The organism is Mesorhizobium sp. SP-1A (genome assembly GCF_032460275.1).
Classification (GTDB): domain Bacteria; phylum Pseudomonadota; class Alphaproteobacteria; order Rhizobiales; family Rhizobiaceae; genus Mesorhizobium.
This window is the reverse complement of record NZ_JAVXZD010000009.1, coordinates 1-17,004: the sequence shown is the minus strand read 5'-3', so window position 1 is coordinate 17,004 and position 17,004 is coordinate 1. Positions and strand designations below refer to the sequence as shown.

Genomic DNA, 17,004 nt, shown 5'->3' with positions numbered 1-17,004 from the left:
CGTGCCGTACTTATGCCAACGATGTGCGCCTGGTCTCCGCATCGACCATGACGGCGGCAACTGCCGCGACGACGAGAAGTCCGGCGAAAATGCCGATGGCGAGGGCAAAGCTTTGCGCCACTACCAATCCCATCAACGATGGCGCAAGCAAACCGCCGAACCGGGCCATAGCTCCCGCCATACCCATCCCGGTAGCGCGCGACGCCGTCGGGTATAGCTCCGGCGTGAAGGCGTAGAGCGCACCCCAGGTGCCCAGCAGAGCGAAGCTCATGATCAGCAGCGAAGCGCCGATCAGCGCGCCGGTGCTCGCCTCCACGAACAAGAGGCAGCCGAGCGCCGACAGCAGGCAGAACCCTATGAGGGTAGGACGGCGGCCCCACTTCTCGACACCGTAGGCCGCCAGCGCATAGCCGGGAATCTGGGCCAGCGCCAGGAAAACGAGGAAGCCATATCCCCGGACGAAACCGAATCCGTCACCCGCAAGCTTCGGAGGCAGCCAGGTGAAAACGCCGTAATAGGATACGGAGACCAAAAACCAGATCGCCAGGACCATCACGCTGCGCTGACGCAGTTCCGCCGAAAAGATCCCGGCCTCGTGCGGAACCGGTGGCGAAACCAGTGTCACATCCGCTTCTAACTGCATCTTGCCGTTGGTGACCAGCATCTGGTCAAGCACAGCCTTTGCCTCTTGCTTCTTGCCGAGACGCAGCAGGTAGAGAGGCGATTCCGGCACCAGGAAACGCAAGCCTATACCGAGCATCGCCGGGATCGCCGTCACGGCAAAGATGTAGCGCCAGCCATCGGCAAAGCCCGCGCGGCCGACAGCCCAGGCGGCGAATGCGATGATAAGCGTGCCGATCGCCCAGAAGCCCTCGAGCATGACCAGCCAGCGCCCGCGATTACGCGCGGGCAAAAATTCCGCCATCATCGCGTAGTCGACGGGCAATGTGCCGCCCACTGCCATCCCGGTGAGGAAGCGCAGCACGAGCAGAAGCATGAAATTGGGAGCGAAGACGGACAGGGCGCCGAAGAGTGCGTCGCACGCGACCGTGACGATCAGAACCCGGCGCCGGCCGATGCGGTCAGCAAGCCGACCGAAACCGGCGGCACCTGCAAGCATCCCGAGAAAGAAAAGCGTGCCGGTCTGCAACGCTTGCGGAACCGTGAGATCGAAGGTGGCGGCGATCGATGCGGCCGTAAAGCCAACTGCAAGCACCTGCATGGCATCGGCGGTCCACACGAGGCCAAATATCCACAGAAGCCGCCATTGATACGTCCCCGTGCCGGCACGATCGAGCGCCTCATCTACTGTGATTGTCGTCATTCGGTCATTCTATGCATTTGCGGTCTATGCATTTGCGGTTCATCGAAATCACAGCACATTAACCGATGCGATCGCTAGATCGTTTTCTTTTTTGGCTGAACCGGGGGTCCCAAGGCTAGCATCCGCCATGCGCTGACCCTCTCCCTCAGCCTAGCTGTCCGCCTTTGCCGCTGCCGCGGCTATGCTGATGGCGATCGCCTGTACGAGGCAAACCTGCGCGACCAGCGATCGAAACCCTAGATAATGGACGTCGCGCACCACGATCGAGGTGTTCGCGCGTTTTGCAAGCGGGCTGTAATTGCTGTCGGTCAAGGCGATCACGTCGTGGCCAGAGTTCCTGGCGTGATCGACCAACTCGAGCACCTCGTTCGAATAGGGGTGCATGCTGACGGCGACGAGAAGATCGCCCTTGCGCATCAGCCTGATCTCGTCATGGAGCGTGCCGCCGGCCCCCAGCATAAGGCGCGTACGCAGGTTGGCCCGCATCAGCGCATAGGAAAGATAGTTCGCCACGGCATGGGAACGCCGCTGCCCGAGAATGAAAATTTCCGTCGCCTCCTTGAGCCGCCGAACGAACTCATTGATGGCCTTTTCGTCGATGCTCGTCGCCAGATGGCTGAGGGCATCGGTGTTTATGGCCGCGAACTCCCTGACGAAGTCGACAGGCTGCGATGCGACTCCCGCATCGGGAAAATCGCGCTGAAGGTGCTTGATCCGCTCGCCATATGTGGGCGACTGATCGGCCAGGGCCGCGCGGAAGACCTTCTGGAAATCGGTGAAGCCGGAAAAGCCGAAATGCTTGGACAAGCGCATGAAAACCGAGGGCTGCACATCGGCATTCTTTGCCAGCGCGGTGATGGATTGCAGGGCCACGTCGTTGGGATGTTCCAGCACGTAGGTTCCCGCCTGCTTGAGACGGGCGCTCAGGTTTTCCAGTTCACGCTGGATCGCTTGCAGGACGTCGTCGACCGTATGTGCTTCCCTGACAGCCATCACCCCTCGCCGCTATTCCTGTAGCTTACCATGATTGCTGCTCGCATTCGTGCCCGCTCAATGAAGCAGTTGCGACAGGAACAGCCTGCTTCTCTCGTTCGACGGGTTCTCGAAGAAATCCTTGGGATTGTTTTCCTCGACAATCCTGCCCTTGTCCATAAAGATGACCCGGTCGGCCACCTGCCTGGCAAACCCCATCTCGTGCGTGACGACGATCATGGTCATACCCTCATGCGCAAGCCCGACCATAGTGTCCAGAACCTCCTTCACCATCTCGGGGTCGAGGGCGGAGGTCGGTTCATCGAACAGCATGACCTTCGGGCTCATGCAAAGCGCCCGCGCGATCGCGGCGCTGTTGCTGCCTTCAGCGGCGGATCGTCGAATGGTCGATGCTGATACTGCGCTCGGCCATCATCTCCTTCAGATCGCGCAAGCTCAGGCCATAAGCCAGATACCACCGCGCGCAGAGCAATATGACGGATCGATCGAAGTGGCGGCCTTTGAACATGAAACAAGTTCCGAAGTTGGAGCCGACCTCATGACATTCGGCCATTATCGGAAAGTTTGCAACACAACCTTCCAAAGCCGATCCCTCAAAACGGCAAGGTCCACCGCCTGTCAATATTGGACGACCCTGCCGTCGGTGGGATCGGCCCAACGCGTGTTCGGAACCACAGAGAACCAGCCGGGCCGCGACGGGTCGCGGTCATATGGATAGCCGCCGAGCGATTTGTACAGTTCGGCGTATTTGCCCAGCTTGTCCCGGTCGAGTTCCACGCCCAGGCCGGGTTTCGTGGGAACCTGAATGGCGCCGTTCACATACCGCATCGGGCCGCCGACAATGATGTCGTCGACGAGTTGGTGGTAGTGTGCGTCGGCATGGAAGACGAGGTTCGGCACCACTGCGCCAAGATGCAGCATGGTGGCAAGTTGGATGCCGAGTTCGCCCGAAGAGTGCACGGCGATTCCGAGCTGGAAGGTCTCGCAGACGCCGGCCGCCTTTATGCAGGGCCGTATGCCACCCCAGAAGGTCGTGTCGAGCAGGATAACGTCAACCGCCGGGTTCAGGACATTGGCCGACAACTGCTCGAAATTGATAACTACGGTGTTGGTGGCGAGCGGCATCGAGGTATTCTCGCGCACACGCCGCATGCCGTTGAGGCCCCATGTCGGGTCTTCGTAGTAGTCGTTGTTCAAATCCTCGATGCCCTTGGCGAAACGGATGGCCTCCTCGACGCTGAACGCTGCGTTCGGATCGTAACGGACCTTGTCGTCGCCGAGCGCCTTCGCCCAAGCGCGGTAGACCTCCAGTTCGTAGTCGGGCGGGAACACGCCGCTCTTCAGCTTGTGCGTGGTGAAGCCGCATTTCTGCTTCAGGGCCAGCGTTTGCTCGATCAGTTGGTCGGCAGTGCGTGTCTCGCCCTCGCCGGTGTCCTTGTTGGGCAGCCGGAAAAACATGTAGCTGGCAAAGGGCACGGCATCGCGCATCTTGCCGCCGAGAAGGTCATAAGCGGGAACGCCCAGGAATTTGCCGATAATGTCGATGCAGGCAAACTCGATCGCCGCATGCATCTGCGTGCGGTTGTTGTACAGGCTTGCCGTCGGGTTGCAGATCGAGAAGCGGAGATTTTCAAGTTCGAAAGGGTCGTGACCGACGAGATAGGGCTTCAGCGCCCGGAACGCCGCCTCGGCGCTTTCGCCGCCGCCGCCCATCTCGCCGAGGCCAACGATCCCGACATCCGTTTCCAGCTCCACGACGGTGCGCACGAAGCGCCCCCAGTGCGCGCCATTGGAATGGCGTAGCGGCGCCTCCAGCGGAACGGTGACAGTGGTCGCGCGGATGTCGGTAATCTTTGGCCGCTTCATGGTCGAATTCCTGGAATGGATTTGGAATGGCGCCGGCCGTTCGAGGGCCGGCGCGGCTGAAAGGCTCCGGTCAACTGATGATGCGCGTCATCTCTTCGACGCTGACCTCGTCGCGCGGCACGTCGAGCACTTTCTGGCCCCGCGCCATGGCAACGATCCGGTCGGAGATGGGATGGATGTGATGCAGATTGTGGCTGATGAAAATGGAGGTCACGCCCTGTGCCTTCAACTCCACGACATGGTCCAGCACCTTGTTGGTTTCCTTCACCGAGAGATGGTTCGTCGGCTCGTCCAGGATCAGCACCTTGGACCGAAAGTGCATCGCCCGGGCGATCGCCACACCCTGCCTCTGGCCGCCGGAAAGGGCCTTCACCGGCGTATCCGGCCCGCGGAGATGGAGGCCGACGCCCTTCAGCCCTTCCATGGATTCACGCCGCATCTTCTTGCGGTCGACCACGCCGAATCCGGCACGGCCGAATTTCAGCGGCTCGCGGCCGATGAAGAAATTCTGCGCGATGCTCATCTCCGGAACCATCGCTGTATATTGGTAGATCGTCTCTATGCCGAGCCTCATCGCGACCTCCGGGCCGGTTATCGAGGCGTCCTTGCCCTCGATGAATATCCGGCCCTGGTCCTGCGTATGGACGCCTGACAATATCTTGATGAGCGTCGACTTGCCGGCGCCGTTGTCGCCAACCAGACCGACAACCTCGCCGCGCTCGGCATGAAAATCGACGTTCTTGAGCGCATGCACCGCGCCGTACCATTTCTGCAGGCCGGTGCATCGGATTATCGGATCGGCCGAAGGCCTGGACGTGATGACCGGCACGATTTCTGCGGCGATGTCGCTCATTTACGCCCCCTTCATACCTTCGGCCCTGAGCCGGGTTTGCGTATTGAGAACCACGGCGATGACGATCATCGCCCCCACCGCGAACATGAACCAGTTTGCGTTGACGCCGCTCAGCACGAGGATGTTCTCGATGACCGCTATCAGGAGCGTGCCGACGATGGCGCCGAGGATTGACCCGACCCCGCCAGTCAGCGCCACGCCGCCGATGACGGCAGCGGCGATCGCCTGCATCTCCAGTCCGGTACCAAGGTTCGGCACGATGACCTTGACGCGGAAGCTCTGGATGATGCCGGCAAAACCGGCGAGCGTCGCGCAAAGCACGAAGCACGCCATCTTCACTCGGTCGGTCTTGATGCCCATGTCGCGCGCCGCCTGGGGCTGGCCGCCGGTAGCGTAAATCCAGTGGCCGAAATCCATGCGCCGCAGCATGAAGCCGAGCGCCAGCGCAATGGCGATCATGTAAAGCAGCGAAGCGCGAGGGGTAACCAGCCCGAGATCAAGACGCCCCACCAGCCACGACACGTCCAGCTCGCGCGGGAAGATCGGCGGGAAACCGCCCGCCAGGACCACGGTCAAGCTGCGCGCCATGAACAGCATGCCGAGCGTCGCGATGAATGACGGTATCTTCAGCCGGAGCGTCATCAACCCGTTGGCGACGCCGATCGCGGCCGCGACCAGCAGGCCGATCAGGATCGCGGCCGCCACCGGCCAACCGGCCTGTATCAGGAGCACCGTCACCATCGGCGACAACCCGAACACGGACCCCACCGACAGGTCGAACTCGCCTGCAATGATCAGGATCGTCATGCCTATCGCGACGATCGCCAATTCCGGGATCGGCTGCAGGTAGACCGTCATGTTGCCGCTGGTGAAGAACCGGCCGTTAAGGAAGCTGAAAAGAACGAAGAGCACGAGAAAGATGGCAAGCGCTGCCATTTCCGGGCGCACCATCAGGGATCGCAAATTGACGCGCATAGGCCGAACCTTGGCTGCGCCTCCCGCGCCGGCGGGAGGCTGGGTTTAGGGAAGTCGTCGGGACTTAGCGCACACCCATCGAGACGTATTTCTCGACTGCTTCGACGTCTTTCGGTTCGATCAGCGCCTTGCCGGTGTTCACGTCGAAGGCGGACAGGCCGTACTTCTTCATCATCGCGAGCTGCAGGATCGGCAGGTAGCCTTGATAGTAGGGCTGCTGGTCGATGGTCAGATCGACATACCCTTTCTTCATTTCGTCCAGCACGACCGGCACCAGGTCGAAGGTCGCCATGTGAAGCTGACCGGGCTTGATGCCGAGGTCGCGCAGGCACTCGCCGGCGCCCGCCCCCCAGAACCCGGCGTCGACATAGGCGTTGGTCTCCGGCTTGCCCTGCACGTACTGGCAGATACGCTGCGCGGTCACCGAAATGTCGTTCGACGAATCTATCACCTCATAGGTGATCTGACGGTTCGGATTGGCCGCCTTCGCCTCGTCCAGGAATTTCTTGGCCCCGCCGATACGGTCTTCAGCCCAGCTTTCTCCCGGACGCGACAGGCCGAGCAGCGCATGCACGGGCTGATCTTCCGGGATCTTCCTGTAGAGCCCCTGCATCAGAAGATAGCCGGCCTGGAAGAGGTCCTGTCCGACGAAGGCCAGGCGGGCATTGCCCTCGCCGTGCTTGGTGTCGTCGACATTGGCGCTGATAACCGGAATGCCCTTGTCGATCGCCTTCTTCACGGCTTCATCATAGAGGTCGTCATTGACGATGACGGTGACGATGCCGTCGACGCCCTGCTCGATGACAGTCTCCAGGTTCTGGAGATGCTTCTGCAGATCGCCGTTCGGCGTCGTGAACAGCAACTGGCAATCCGCCTCGAACTGGGCGCAGGCATCGTCCATGCCCTTCTTGATCGACTGCCAGAAGCTGTTGTCGATTCCGGTCTGCGTCAAATAGACGAATTTCGGCTTGTTCTGGGCCTGCGCCGGCGTGACGAGCGCGGCTGCGCCCAAGGCCAGAGCCATCAATGAGTTTCTCACCATGTCTTCTCCTCCGCGTGCTGACGTGCCCTGTTTCAAACCGGAGGCCCATGGAGCGCGCGGCATAGGTCCGGTATCTCTGCCTCGCTACTTCGCCTCTCCCAACACGCGCAGGATTTCCCAGCACGCACCAAAAGGGTGGTAGTCCGTCTTTCCCGGTGGGCTTTTGATGTCGCTCTGCTTCGCGCCGTCAGGCGAAAGAATGCGAAACCAGCAACCATATTGATGGTCGACCAGATGCCGCCAGCTGTATTTCCAGAGGCGATCATAGTCCTGCCAATAGCGTTCCAGGCCAGTGCGCACGGCAAGTCCCGCCGCTGCCGCGATCGTCTCGCAATGTGTCCAGTGATATTTGTCCAGGTCGTACAGCTTGCCGTCGGGGCCGTAGCTGTAGTGCATGCCGCCGAACTCGAGGTCGGCGCTCTTGGCCAGGGCCGTCTCGTAGAGCGTGACGGCCGTCGGCAGCATCCAGTCGCTCGGCCTGTAGCGTTCGAGGATCAGCAGCAGCTTGGTCCACTCCGTCATATGGCCCGGCAGGTAGCCGTAGGGACGGAAGAGATGTTTGGGATCGTCCTTGTTGTAATCCCAGTCGACCGACCAGTCCTCGCGATAATGCTCCCACACCACGCCTTGCGCCTGGGCAGGAAGCTCCACGCAGATGCGTCTGGCCAGGACCTCCGCCCGATCAAGATATCGCGTTTCGCCGGTTGCCTCATACGCAGCCAACATCGCCTCGGTCATATGCATGTTGGCGTTTTGGCCACGATAGGGCGACACGATTGACCAGTCGCGGTTGATCTCGTCCCTGTAGAGTTCGCGTTCGGGCTCCCAGAAGCGCTGCTCCAGCAACTCCCAGGTTTCGGCGATCCTGTTCCTGGCGCCGGTGATCCCGGCCTTGGCCGCCGAGGCGTAGGCGAGCAGCACGAAGGCGTGGCCGTAGCAGTGCTTGGTCGCGTCCGCCGGCTCGCGCCCGCTCATCACCCAAAAGTAGCCGCCATGCTCCGGATCACGATGCGCCTCATCCAGATACTTCACGCCATGCGCCGCGGCATCCGCGTATTCGCCGCGATCCAGGACGTCGGACGCGATCGAGTAGTTGAAGATGAAGCGTGTGGTGGAAACGATGTGCTGGGTCTTGCGGTCGGTAATGGTCCCGTCGTCTCGATACTCGTTGTAATAGCCGCCATCCCCTTGGTTCAGGCAGCGTGGATGGTAGAAATCCATGATCTCGCGCAGATGCGAGACGAGAAAGTCCTTCGAACGGAAATCGGGAGTCGGGCGCATCGCGATTTCCTTCAATCCGGCAGCACGATGCCGAGTTTCGACATCACGCCACCGTCAATCTTCATGTCCGCGCCGGTGATGAAACGAGCCTTGTCGCTGGCAAGGAACGCTACCAGATCGGCTACTTCGGACGCCTTTCCGACCCGCCCGAGCGGATGCCCTTTGCCCCAGGCCTGCACTGTCTCATCTGCCGTACTGTCGCCCTTCCAGAGATCGGCCGCCCAACGCAGCATCGGCGTGTCGATCGACGCCGGGCAGACGGCGTTGACGGTGATATTGTCAGGCGCATGGTCGAGAGCCATGGCGCGCACCAGCGCGTTGATGGCGCCCTTGCTGGCCGTATAGGCGGCCACCCCCGCCTGCGAGGCGTAGGACTGCACCGACGAGATCGCAACGATGGCGCCTCCACCCCGCTTTCTCATTTCCGGGATGGCGAATTTCGAAACGAGGAAGATGCCCTTGAGATTGATGTCCAGAACGTCGTCCCAAACATCTTCCGGCGTATCGACCACCGTTCCGTAGCGCTGGATGCCCGCGCAGCAGGCAAGAATGTCCACGCCGCCGTTCCTGGTCACGGCCTCGCCGATCGCAGCCTGCATGTCGCTTTCTCTGCGGACATCGCCGACGAACCCGACGGCGTTCTCGCCGATATCGCCCACGGCCGCATCAACCGACGCCTTGTCGTTTGCGACGATCAGCACCTTGCCCCCCGCACGAGCGAAGCGCTCCGCGCAGGCACGGCCCATGCCGAGGCTGCCGCCAGTCACGACAACGCTTTTGCCGCTGAACTCGGCCATCATGCGCTCTCCCTTCCAAATTTGGGCTCCGCAAGCCCGCGCACGCCCGCATCGAGCGCGAACAGTCCGCCCTCCAGCGGGTGCGCCTTGAGATGCTCCGGCGCCATGGTGAAACGGGCGGATGTGACGTAGAGCGTCGACAGGTCGTCGCCGCCGAAGGTGCAACTCGTCGGCCATGTGGCCGGCATGTCGATGAGGCGCCGCAGGCTTCCGTCGACATCAAAATTGGCGACGGCGGCTCCGCCAGCGACGCGGCAGTTCCACAACGTGCCGGCCGCATCCAGACACGACCCGTCCGGCAAGCCTCTTTCAAGTCCGGCGGCGATCGTTCGGCGGTTGGTCAGCGTATGACTGCCGGCATCGTAGTCGAAGCTGTAAATCTCGTTGGCGGCAGTGTCCGCGAAAAGGAAACGCCCGTCCTCGGTCCAGGCCATTGTATTCGATATGCCGAATTCGTTGTCCGTCAGTTTTTTGACATTTCCGTCCGCGTCGATGCGGTAGATGGCGCCCGAGCGGCGATCCATGGCTCTTGGGGAACCATCCGGATGCAGGTTGGTCTGCATCGTGGCGACCCAGTACGAGCCGTCGGGCGCCACCTTTCCCTCGTTGAGTCTGTTGTCGGGTAAGTCCGGCTCCGGCTTCGAGAAGGGCACGAAATCATCACCCGGGGACCAGAAGAACACTTCCTGGCGCAACCCGACGATGAAACCGCCATCCTGGCGCATGCCGATCGAAGTAATGAAATCGGGGGTCGGCCACAGATCATGGCGACCGCCGGCCGGCTCAAGCCGATGTATCCGACGCCCGACGATATCGACCCAGTAGAGCGCGCGCTCGTCTTGTGACCAGATGATGCTCTCTCCGACGATGTCGCGAGCGTCATAGGCCAAGTCAATCATTCTTGCCGACCGCAGCCACGTCCGTCACTCGCCAGGCAAGCATTGTCGAGCCTCCTCCCTCGTGTTGTATCCTTGTATGCAAAAACCTCTTTGCATGTCAAGCAAGGCCGAAGCATCCAGATAAACCCTTATAAAGTCGGCAGACTTGACCTATGCTGAGATTGCATACAAAAAAACAAAGCGGTGGAGTGCTGATGAATGACGCGCGATTCCAATGTGTCTGCAGCGGAGCGTTGCTACAGGGCGCTTTCGCGCAAGATTGTTTCGCTCGAGTTGAAACCGAACGAGTCGATCGGCGAACAGGCGCTGGCCGGGATGCTGGGCGTGAGCCGCACGCCGGTGCGCGAGGCGTTGTCGCGCCTGAGCGACGAGCGGCTGGTGGACCTGCGCGCGCGTGCCGGCGTAATCGTTGCTCCTATCCGCGTTGACGCCGTCCAGACGGCGCAATTCGTGCGCGAAAAACTGGAGATGGCGATCGTCAGCGAAGCGGCGGGCCATCCCAACCGGCGTATCATGCTCGGAGTTCGCCAAGCGATCGAGGAACAGGACCTGGCGATCCAGGAGAACAGCCCGGAACTGTTCTTCGAAGCCGACGAACGCATGCACACGATGTTTTGCGCCATGGCTGGTCGCGAAAGCGTGTGGGCCATCATCTCAGACGCCAAGAAACATATGGACCGTATGCGGATGCTTTCCATTCAAGGCGGTCACCTGGATATTCTGGTCGAAGATCACCGGCGCATCGCCGACGCCGTCGGCGCGGGAGACGGGAGCACCGCCGCGCAAATCATGCAGACCCACCTGCGGCGTGTCATTCACGACCTGACCGAGATTCGCGGACGTTTCCCTCAATATTTCGAACCGCAGTGATCATTCGACCCTGGCTGAGCTTGCGGCACCGCCGGGCAGCTCAATGGAGCTTCGGCGCCGGGGCGAGACTGGAGACCCCCCAGCCGACGAGGCACCCCATGCAGAGCGGCCCGAGCGCTGCCGGCCCGATCAGCAGGACGGCAATCAGCATCGCCGCGATCGGCCGGCCCATGCCGACGGTGAGCGCGGCTGACATGCCGGCGACGAGCGCTACCGTCACCGGAATTTGCGGGACCAGCACCAGCGTGGCGGCGCCCGCTGCGGCGCCGATGAACAACAGGGGAAAAGCCGCACCCCCGCGCCAGCCGGAGGCCAGGCACAGGGCCAGCGCGAGCGCTTTGAGGAGCGCAAGCACCAGCAGCGCTCCCATACCGGCATCCTGCGCCCAACTCAGCATCGAGTCCAGCTCATGGTGGCCAGAGAACAACAGGATGGGGAAGCACGTGGCCAGGGCTGCAAAGAGCGCCGTTCCTACGATGGTCTGGAGGTGAATGTTGCCAAGCCGGTGAAGATGTTTTTCGATCCGCGGAAGAACCAGCACGAACAGAAGGCCGCTCGCCGCGCCCACCATGGCGGGCAGAACGGCTGCGAACATGTCACTTCCGTCTCTGGCGGAAACATGGGGCGGCAATTCGATGCGGATCGGGTTGCCGGGCAATATCCGGCTTGCGGTCAGAAGAAAGCCGAGGAGCCCGGCCACGCCCGCCAGGTAGATCTGCCATCGCGGTGCCGCGTGCTCGTCCTGCGACAACATCGCGCCTCCGGGAGGAGACCCATACAGGCCGCCCAACGCGCCCGCCGCACCGGTCTCGGCAATGAAACGCGCCTCGGCGGCATTGCGGGCGATCAGCATGGAGACCAGGCCCGACAATTCGGAGACGACGGCCAGGATACCGGCCTCGGGGCCGACGGCGCCGCCGAACCCGACCGCCACGATCGCCATCAAGGCAAGCAGCAGGGCGTCCCGCGCCTTCTGCGCGTCGGCGCGCCGCGTCGCCTTCTCGATCTGTTCCGACAGTCCTTCACCGACGTACCAGTAGCGCAGGACGGCGATGAGCACGCCTCCGGCCATGACCATCACGAACACGTACCATCGCGGGCGGGAGCCGGACCAAACCATGCCCGACACCAGGCCCATGAGCCACAGAACGGCGGCCGCCGCCGCACCGGCGACGAAGCCGTAAAGTGCGGCGAGCAATACCGTTCTCAGCGCCGGTTTTTTCATTCTAGAGGAGGGTCTCCACTGGCAACAGACCTATGATTTTCAGTGCGATGGCGTCGAACCAGGTGGCTCCCGGCTCGCTGTCATATGTGGCGTCGCCGCCGCCGGGAAGCCTTTCATGCCACACAAGCGCGCCGTTCGCGTCGATCGCGGGACGATAGGCAACGGCATTGATCGGACCGTCGAAGCCCGCTCCAATGCTGCGGGCCATGGTCGCGCTGTCGATCAGGAACCCCATCTCGCAGTTCAGGATTGCGGAACGGGGGTCGAAGTTGAACGAGCCGATGAAGATGCGTTTGTCATCGACCGCGAACGTCTTGGCGTGCAGGCTGGCGCCGGACAAACCCAAGGGATTGAGCTGCAGCCCGGACTCGTCATTTCCGTTTGCCCGCAGCTTCAGTTCGTAGAGCTTGATCCCCGCCTTCAGCAGCTGATCGCGATACTTTACGTAGCCCGCATGGACAGGCAGCACGTCCGTCGTGTTCAGGGCATTCGTGAGGACCCGCACGTCCCGCCCCTGGCGCGCCAAGTCCGAGAAGTAGGCGGTGCCTTGCTTGCCGGGCACGAAATAGGCGGACACCAACAGCAGTTTGTGGTCGATCGCCCCGAGGATATCGCCCAGCCGGGCGATCATGAGCTGGTCGCGTTTGGCGATGCCTTGCCCCTTGACCGGATCGTCGGCAACGACCTTTACATCCGTCCACTCGAACGCAATACCGCTATCGATCAGGCGCCGTCCGCTGGAGGTCATGCCCAGTTCGAAGGCCTTGGCGGCCTCGCCGCTCCGCGCCGAGGCGACCGCCGACCGGAAGGCCGCGATGTCTCCCTGGCCGCTTATGATTGTCTTGACCGCATGCGCGGATCTGCTGTTCCAATATGCATCGAAGACCTTGGCCGTTTCCGGCACGATCGCTCCGGTGCCCAGGACGTCAAGGTCGACATAGAACTGGTCGTTGCCGACCTGGAAATACTCGTCGCCGATATTGCGCCCGCCGATGATTGCGACTGCGCCGTCAATCATGAGCGACTTGTTGTGCATGCGTCGGTTCATGCGGGGGAAATCAAAGGCGTAGCCCAGAATCTTCGGCGAGCGCACCGTCGACGGGTTGAAAAGCCGAATCTCGAAATTGTCCTGTGCGTCGAGCGCCGCCATGATGCCGTCCAACCCGGGCACGCCATTGTCGTCGAGCAGCAGCCGAACCCTGACCCCGCGCTCCGCCGCTCTCAGCAGCGCATCGAGCAGCAACAGGCCCGAAGTGTCGTCGTGCCAGATATAGTATTGCGCATCGATCGAATGCTCGGCGGCGTCGATGAGCGCCAGCCGGCTGACGAGGGCGTCATGGCCGCGCTCGAGGGGGACGACGCCGGACTGGCCAGGATGCCCGGACGCGGCCTGCGCCATGCGCCGGCCGAGACCGCCCGTCGTGTCGGCGCTGATGGCGGCGGACAGTGGCCGGCCCGCTATGTCGGGAACCGGGAACAGCAGGCGCAGCACGACCCCCGCAGCGACAAGGCTGGCAAGGCGTGATCGAGCAAGAGAGTTTCGCAGGCTGGGGCATTGGAAGTTTCTGTGTCAGCTCCGGTGGCGAGAGCTTGCGGCGGCCTTGTCCCTGCAAAGCCACCATCGTTTTCACAGGGTAGATTGGTCGTTTGGCGATACTATCAATCCTGCCCAGAAACGGCTCGGCCACCGGAACAGGGCGCGCCGACTCTTCGATCCGCCAGTTGGCTTCTGTCCGGGGACTACTATCTCAGGTCAGCCCAAGTAAGGCGGCTGTTGTTGTTAACGTCTTTAGTGCTCGTGGACAAAGATTGACTGTGGAACCCGGTTTTGATTCAAGGCTTCCTTTGGAGGCGTCCTTGGGCGAACGGATTGGTGTGACGGACGAAGAATGGGCGCTGATCGGACCGCTACTGCCCGCTGAACGAGGGCGGGGCTGCCGCCCGGCGCAGGACAACCGGCGCTATTTTGAGGGTATGATGTGGATGGCGCGCAATGGCGGCATCTGCTGATGAATACGGCAAGTGGAACAGCATCTTTCGCCGTTACCGACGATGGGTCGAGACCGGCGTGTTAGAGGCGATGCTCGAAACCTCGGCCGAACTGGTCGAGCGGGATCGAAGCGCTGACATGATCGACAGCACGATTGTCCGGGCACATCATTGTGCGGTCGGCATAAAAAGGGGACTCAGGAGGCCGAGGCGCTTGGCCGGTCGCGCGGCGGCTTCACCACCAAGCTCCATGCCCGATGCGATGCCAAAGGCCGTCCGCTCGGCTTCGTACTGACACCCGGACAGACGCACGACATCCAGGGCTTCGCACCTCTGTTTCGAATGATCGCTGACCGCATCGAGGCGTTCCTTGCCGACAAAGGCTATGATGCCGATACCATTCGCAAGGAGATTGCCAACGCCGACATCAAGGCCGTCATCCCGGCGAAAAGCAACCGGCGCGAGCCCATCCCGCACGACAGAGCCAAATACAAGTGGCGAAATCAGATCGAGCGCCTCTTCAACAGACTTAAGAACTGGCGACGCGTCGCAACCCGCTACGATAAGACCAAAGAATCCTATCTCGGCTTCGTCGCCATCGCCGCAGTCAAACTATGGATACCCTTTGTCCACGAACGCTAGCAAGAGCGTGCGTGTCTCTCGAAGGGCATCGAAATCTTCGAACTCCAACATCGAAATTACTCGCTTTTCAGCCTTCGAATTTCGGAGCTTCATGCCCCGCGACTGACGGGCCCGGCCTGCTGCCAAGGGACCGTCGGACAGGGGGCAAAATGCTCATAGCGACGACCGTTTCCTCCTACGAGGAATTGATAGCCAATTTCTCCTGGAATCTCCCTGAGAAGCTGAATATCGGCTTTGACATCTGCGACCGTCACGCGATGTCTATTCCCGATGCGATCGCCCTAATCGAAGATAACGAAGGATCCGCCAGGCGATATAGCTACACAGACCTCAAGCGTATCACCGATAATCTTGCGCATTCCTTCGCCGATCTCAGCGTCAAGCGGGGCGATCGCGTGGTCGTTTCTCTGGGGCAGAACGTAGAGGCGGTATTTGCTCACATCGCCTGTTTCAAGATGGGCGCGATCTCGGTCCCGGTTGCCGGCCTCTATGCGGGGGAGGCATTAACATTTCGCATCAACGACTGCGAGGCGAGCCTCATCGTTACCGACCGGACAGGCGCGGACAAGCTGCATGCCCTAAACAAGTCAACCCCTTGCCTTGTCGTGACCCACGGCGGCGCCAACGACGGCGAGATCGACTTCGATGACCTGATCGCGCGTGATCGCGGAGAATTCTCGTTGGCGGACACTGAGCCGGATGATCCGGCTATGATCTACTACACCTCGGGTTCGACGGGTAACCCGAAAGGAGCGCTGCATGGGCACCGGCTTGTCATAGGGCATCTGCCTTGCTTCCAACTCGGCTTTGAAATGGCGCCTCAGGAAGATGACGTATTCTGGACTGCGTCGGACTGGTCGTGGCTCGGGTCTCTGGGCGATCTGGTGTTTCCCGCCCTCCATTGCGGCGGGACGGTCATTGCCATGCCTGGCCGCTTCACGCCGGAACGCGCCTACAAAGTCATGGAAGAGCATAAGGTAACCTGTCCGTATCTCGCTACGGCGGTCCTGCGCCGGATGAGCAAGGAGCCGTTCCCCGAGGGTGCGAGGTTTCGCATCCGCGGGATCATGACCGGAGGCGAGGCGATGCCGCCCGAGGTTTTCAAGTGGTCGCAACAGGCCTTTGGCGTTCCGGTCAACGACGAGTTCGGCCTCACCGAAGCCAACCAGATGTCGGTCGGCTGCGAGACGCTGTATCAGACCCCTGTCGGTTCGGTGGGACGTATCGCGCCCGGCAAGAAGGTCGTCATTCTCGATCCGGATGGCAAGGAACTTCCGGTTAACGAGAAGGGAGAAATCGCGGTCTGGTTCGATTCGCCAGTTAACATGCTGGGTTACTGGAACCGTCCTGAGCAGATGGCTAAGAAGCTCATTGGCGGCTGGCTGCGTACCGGAGATGAAGGCCGGATCGATGATCAGAACTATCTCTATTATTACGGCCGCCTGGACGATCTGATCCTAGTCAACGGGCTTCGGGTGGGTCCAGAAGAGGTCGAAGCGACATTGATGACCCATCCATCCGTGAAGGAAGCTGCGGTTGTCGGGCTGCCCGATCCGAGCAGCGGCGAGGCGGTGGTGGCTGCTCTGGTGCTGAAGGATCACATTGAGGAATCCGACCAGCTCGTCGGCGAATTAAAGCAATTGGTGAAACGCGACCTTGCGGTGCACAGCTATCCAAAGCAGATAATTTTCGTCGATGACATCCCGGTGACAACGACCGGTAAGATCCAGCGTCGGGAGGTGCGCAGGGCGCTCCTGGCAGGAGCAAATGGAAGAAGTAATTGGTGAGACCTAATCTCGAGGAGCATAGCTAGTCCAAACCTGATCTTCGTCGATGATCGGGACACCGATCCTGGGAGTGGGAGACGATGACAGGTTTCAAGATCGAAAAGCACGGCGTGGTTCTCGAAATTGTTCTAGACCGACCCAGGGCAAACGCGATCGATTCCGCGACGAGCCGTGCGTTGAATCAGGTCCTGGCCGATTTCAACGCCGATCCAGGCTATCGCGCAGCCATCTTCACAGCAGAGGGTAGGTTCTTCTGCACCGGGGGTGACCTGAAGGAGATGGAGGCGGCGCAGAACGATATCAATTATGGCCCAAACGGATTCGCAGGCCTGACCCACTGTTGATTGCCACTGAGAACTGACCCGGCGCAGCCCAATATTTCCATTGAGAATTGACCCATGTTTGAACCCTCCCTCGCATGTTTTCAGCGGGGGCTATGGAGTGATCGACATGGCGTTATT

The 17,004-nt window shown here is 61.2% G+C and carries 16 protein-coding genes and 2 pseudogenes; 5 read left to right on the top strand and 13 right to left on the bottom strand.

Translation table 11 applies throughout. The features are described 5' to 3' along the window. Positions 1-10 precede the first annotated feature (10 nt). The 11 genes and pseudogenes from QU595_RS26600 to QU595_RS26550 all read right to left on the bottom strand — a co-directional run bounded on the left by QU595_RS26600 (position 11) and on the right by QU595_RS26550 (position 10,030). On the bottom strand, positions 11-1,324 hold the full coding sequence (locus QU595_RS26600; RefSeq protein ID WP_315927676.1) for an MFS transporter: 1,314 nt from the start codon (positions 1,322-1,324) through the stop codon (positions 11-13). A 150-nt stretch (positions 1,325-1,474) separates the two neighbouring features. Then, a complete protein-coding gene (locus QU595_RS26595) occupies positions 1,475-2,317 on the bottom strand; it encodes a MurR/RpiR family transcriptional regulator (RefSeq protein WP_315927674.1) in 843 nt (280 codons plus the stop codon). Between the two features lie 57 nt (positions 2,318-2,374). Then, positions 2,375-2,665: pseudogene (locus QU595_RS26590) on the bottom strand (amino acid ABC transporter ATP-binding protein); the annotation flags it as partial. Between the two features lie 19 nt (positions 2,666-2,684). After that, a pseudogene (locus QU595_RS26585) lies at positions 2,685-2,825 on the bottom strand (IS6 family transposase); the annotation flags it as partial. Positions 2,826-2,935: 110 nt separating this feature from the next. Then, positions 2,936-4,183: an enolase C-terminal domain-like protein gene (locus QU595_RS26580; RefSeq protein WP_315927672.1), complete on the bottom strand. Its 1,248-nt coding sequence runs from the start codon at positions 4,181-4,183 to the stop codon at positions 2,936-2,938. Between the two features lie 70 nt (positions 4,184-4,253). Next, on the bottom strand, positions 4,254-5,036 hold the full coding sequence (locus QU595_RS26575; RefSeq protein ID WP_315927669.1) for an ATP-binding cassette domain-containing protein: 783 nt from the start codon (positions 5,034-5,036) through the stop codon (positions 4,254-4,256). Then, positions 5,037-6,011 carry an ABC transporter permease gene (locus QU595_RS26570; protein ID WP_315927667.1) on the bottom strand — a complete coding sequence of 325 codons (975 nt, stop codon included), beginning with the start codon at positions 6,009-6,011 and terminating at the stop codon, positions 5,037-5,039. A 64-nt stretch (positions 6,012-6,075) separates the two neighbouring features. After that, positions 6,076-7,035, bottom strand: a complete 960-nt coding sequence (locus QU595_RS26565; protein ID WP_315927665.1) for a sugar ABC transporter substrate-binding protein — start codon at positions 7,033-7,035, stop codon at positions 6,076-6,078. A gap of 102 nt (positions 7,036-7,137) precedes the next feature. Next, the gene (locus QU595_RS26560; protein ID WP_315927663.1) at positions 7,138-8,334 is read right to left on the bottom strand and encodes an AGE family epimerase/isomerase; all 1,197 of its coding nucleotides are present in this window, start codon (positions 8,332-8,334) and stop codon (positions 7,138-7,140) included. Positions 8,335-8,345: 11 nt separating this feature from the next. Next, on the bottom strand, positions 8,346-9,131 hold the full coding sequence (locus QU595_RS26555; RefSeq protein WP_315927661.1) for a glucose 1-dehydrogenase: 786 nt from the start codon (positions 9,129-9,131) through the stop codon (positions 8,346-8,348). Beyond that, a complete protein-coding gene (locus QU595_RS26550; RefSeq protein ID WP_315927659.1) occupies positions 9,131-10,030 on the bottom strand; it encodes an SMP-30/gluconolactonase/LRE family protein in 900 nt (299 codons plus the stop codon). The genes QU595_RS26555 and QU595_RS26550 overlap by 1 nt, the downstream gene beginning before the upstream one ends. A gap of 198 nt (positions 10,031-10,228) precedes the next feature. Between QU595_RS26550 and QU595_RS26545 the strand changes: the two genes are divergently transcribed. Next, a complete protein-coding gene (locus tag QU595_RS26545; RefSeq protein WP_315927657.1) occupies positions 10,229-10,900 on the top strand; it encodes a GntR family transcriptional regulator in 672 nt (223 codons plus the stop codon). 40 nt (positions 10,901-10,940) lie between these two features. On the opposite strand, the gene QU595_RS26540 is transcribed toward QU595_RS26545, so the two are convergent. Then, complete coding sequence (locus QU595_RS26540; RefSeq protein WP_315927655.1) at positions 10,941-12,125, bottom strand: chloride channel protein; 1,185 nt, start codon at positions 12,123-12,125, stop codon at positions 10,941-10,943. Position 12,126: 1 nt separating this feature from the next. Further along, a complete protein-coding gene (locus QU595_RS26535; protein ID WP_315927654.1) occupies positions 12,127-13,617 on the bottom strand; it encodes a phospholipase D family protein in 1,491 nt (496 codons plus the stop codon). Positions 13,618-13,982: 365 nt separating this feature from the next. Between QU595_RS26535 and QU595_RS26530 the strand changes: the two genes are divergently transcribed. The 4 genes from QU595_RS26530 to QU595_RS26515 all read left to right on the top strand — a co-directional run bounded on the left by QU595_RS26530 (position 13,983) and on the right by QU595_RS26515 (position 16,887). Then, positions 13,983-14,135 (top strand): transposase, encoded by a 153-nt coding sequence (locus QU595_RS26530; protein WP_315927652.1) that lies wholly within the window; start codon positions 13,983-13,985, stop codon positions 14,133-14,135. Between the two features lie 150 nt (positions 14,136-14,285). After that, positions 14,286-14,756, top strand: a complete 471-nt coding sequence (locus tag QU595_RS26525; RefSeq protein WP_315927650.1) for an IS5 family transposase — start codon at positions 14,286-14,288, stop codon at positions 14,754-14,756. A gap of 149 nt (positions 14,757-14,905) precedes the next feature. Continuing rightward, positions 14,906-16,543 carry an acyl-CoA synthetase gene (locus tag QU595_RS26520; RefSeq protein WP_315927648.1) on the top strand — a complete coding sequence of 546 codons (1,638 nt, stop codon included), beginning with the start codon at positions 14,906-14,908 and terminating at the stop codon, positions 16,541-16,543. Between the two features lie 80 nt (positions 16,544-16,623). Beyond that, positions 16,624-16,887, top strand: a complete 264-nt coding sequence (locus QU595_RS26515) for an enoyl-CoA hydratase-related protein (protein WP_315927646.1) — start codon at positions 16,624-16,626, stop codon at positions 16,885-16,887. Positions 16,888-17,004: the final 117 nt, after the last annotated feature.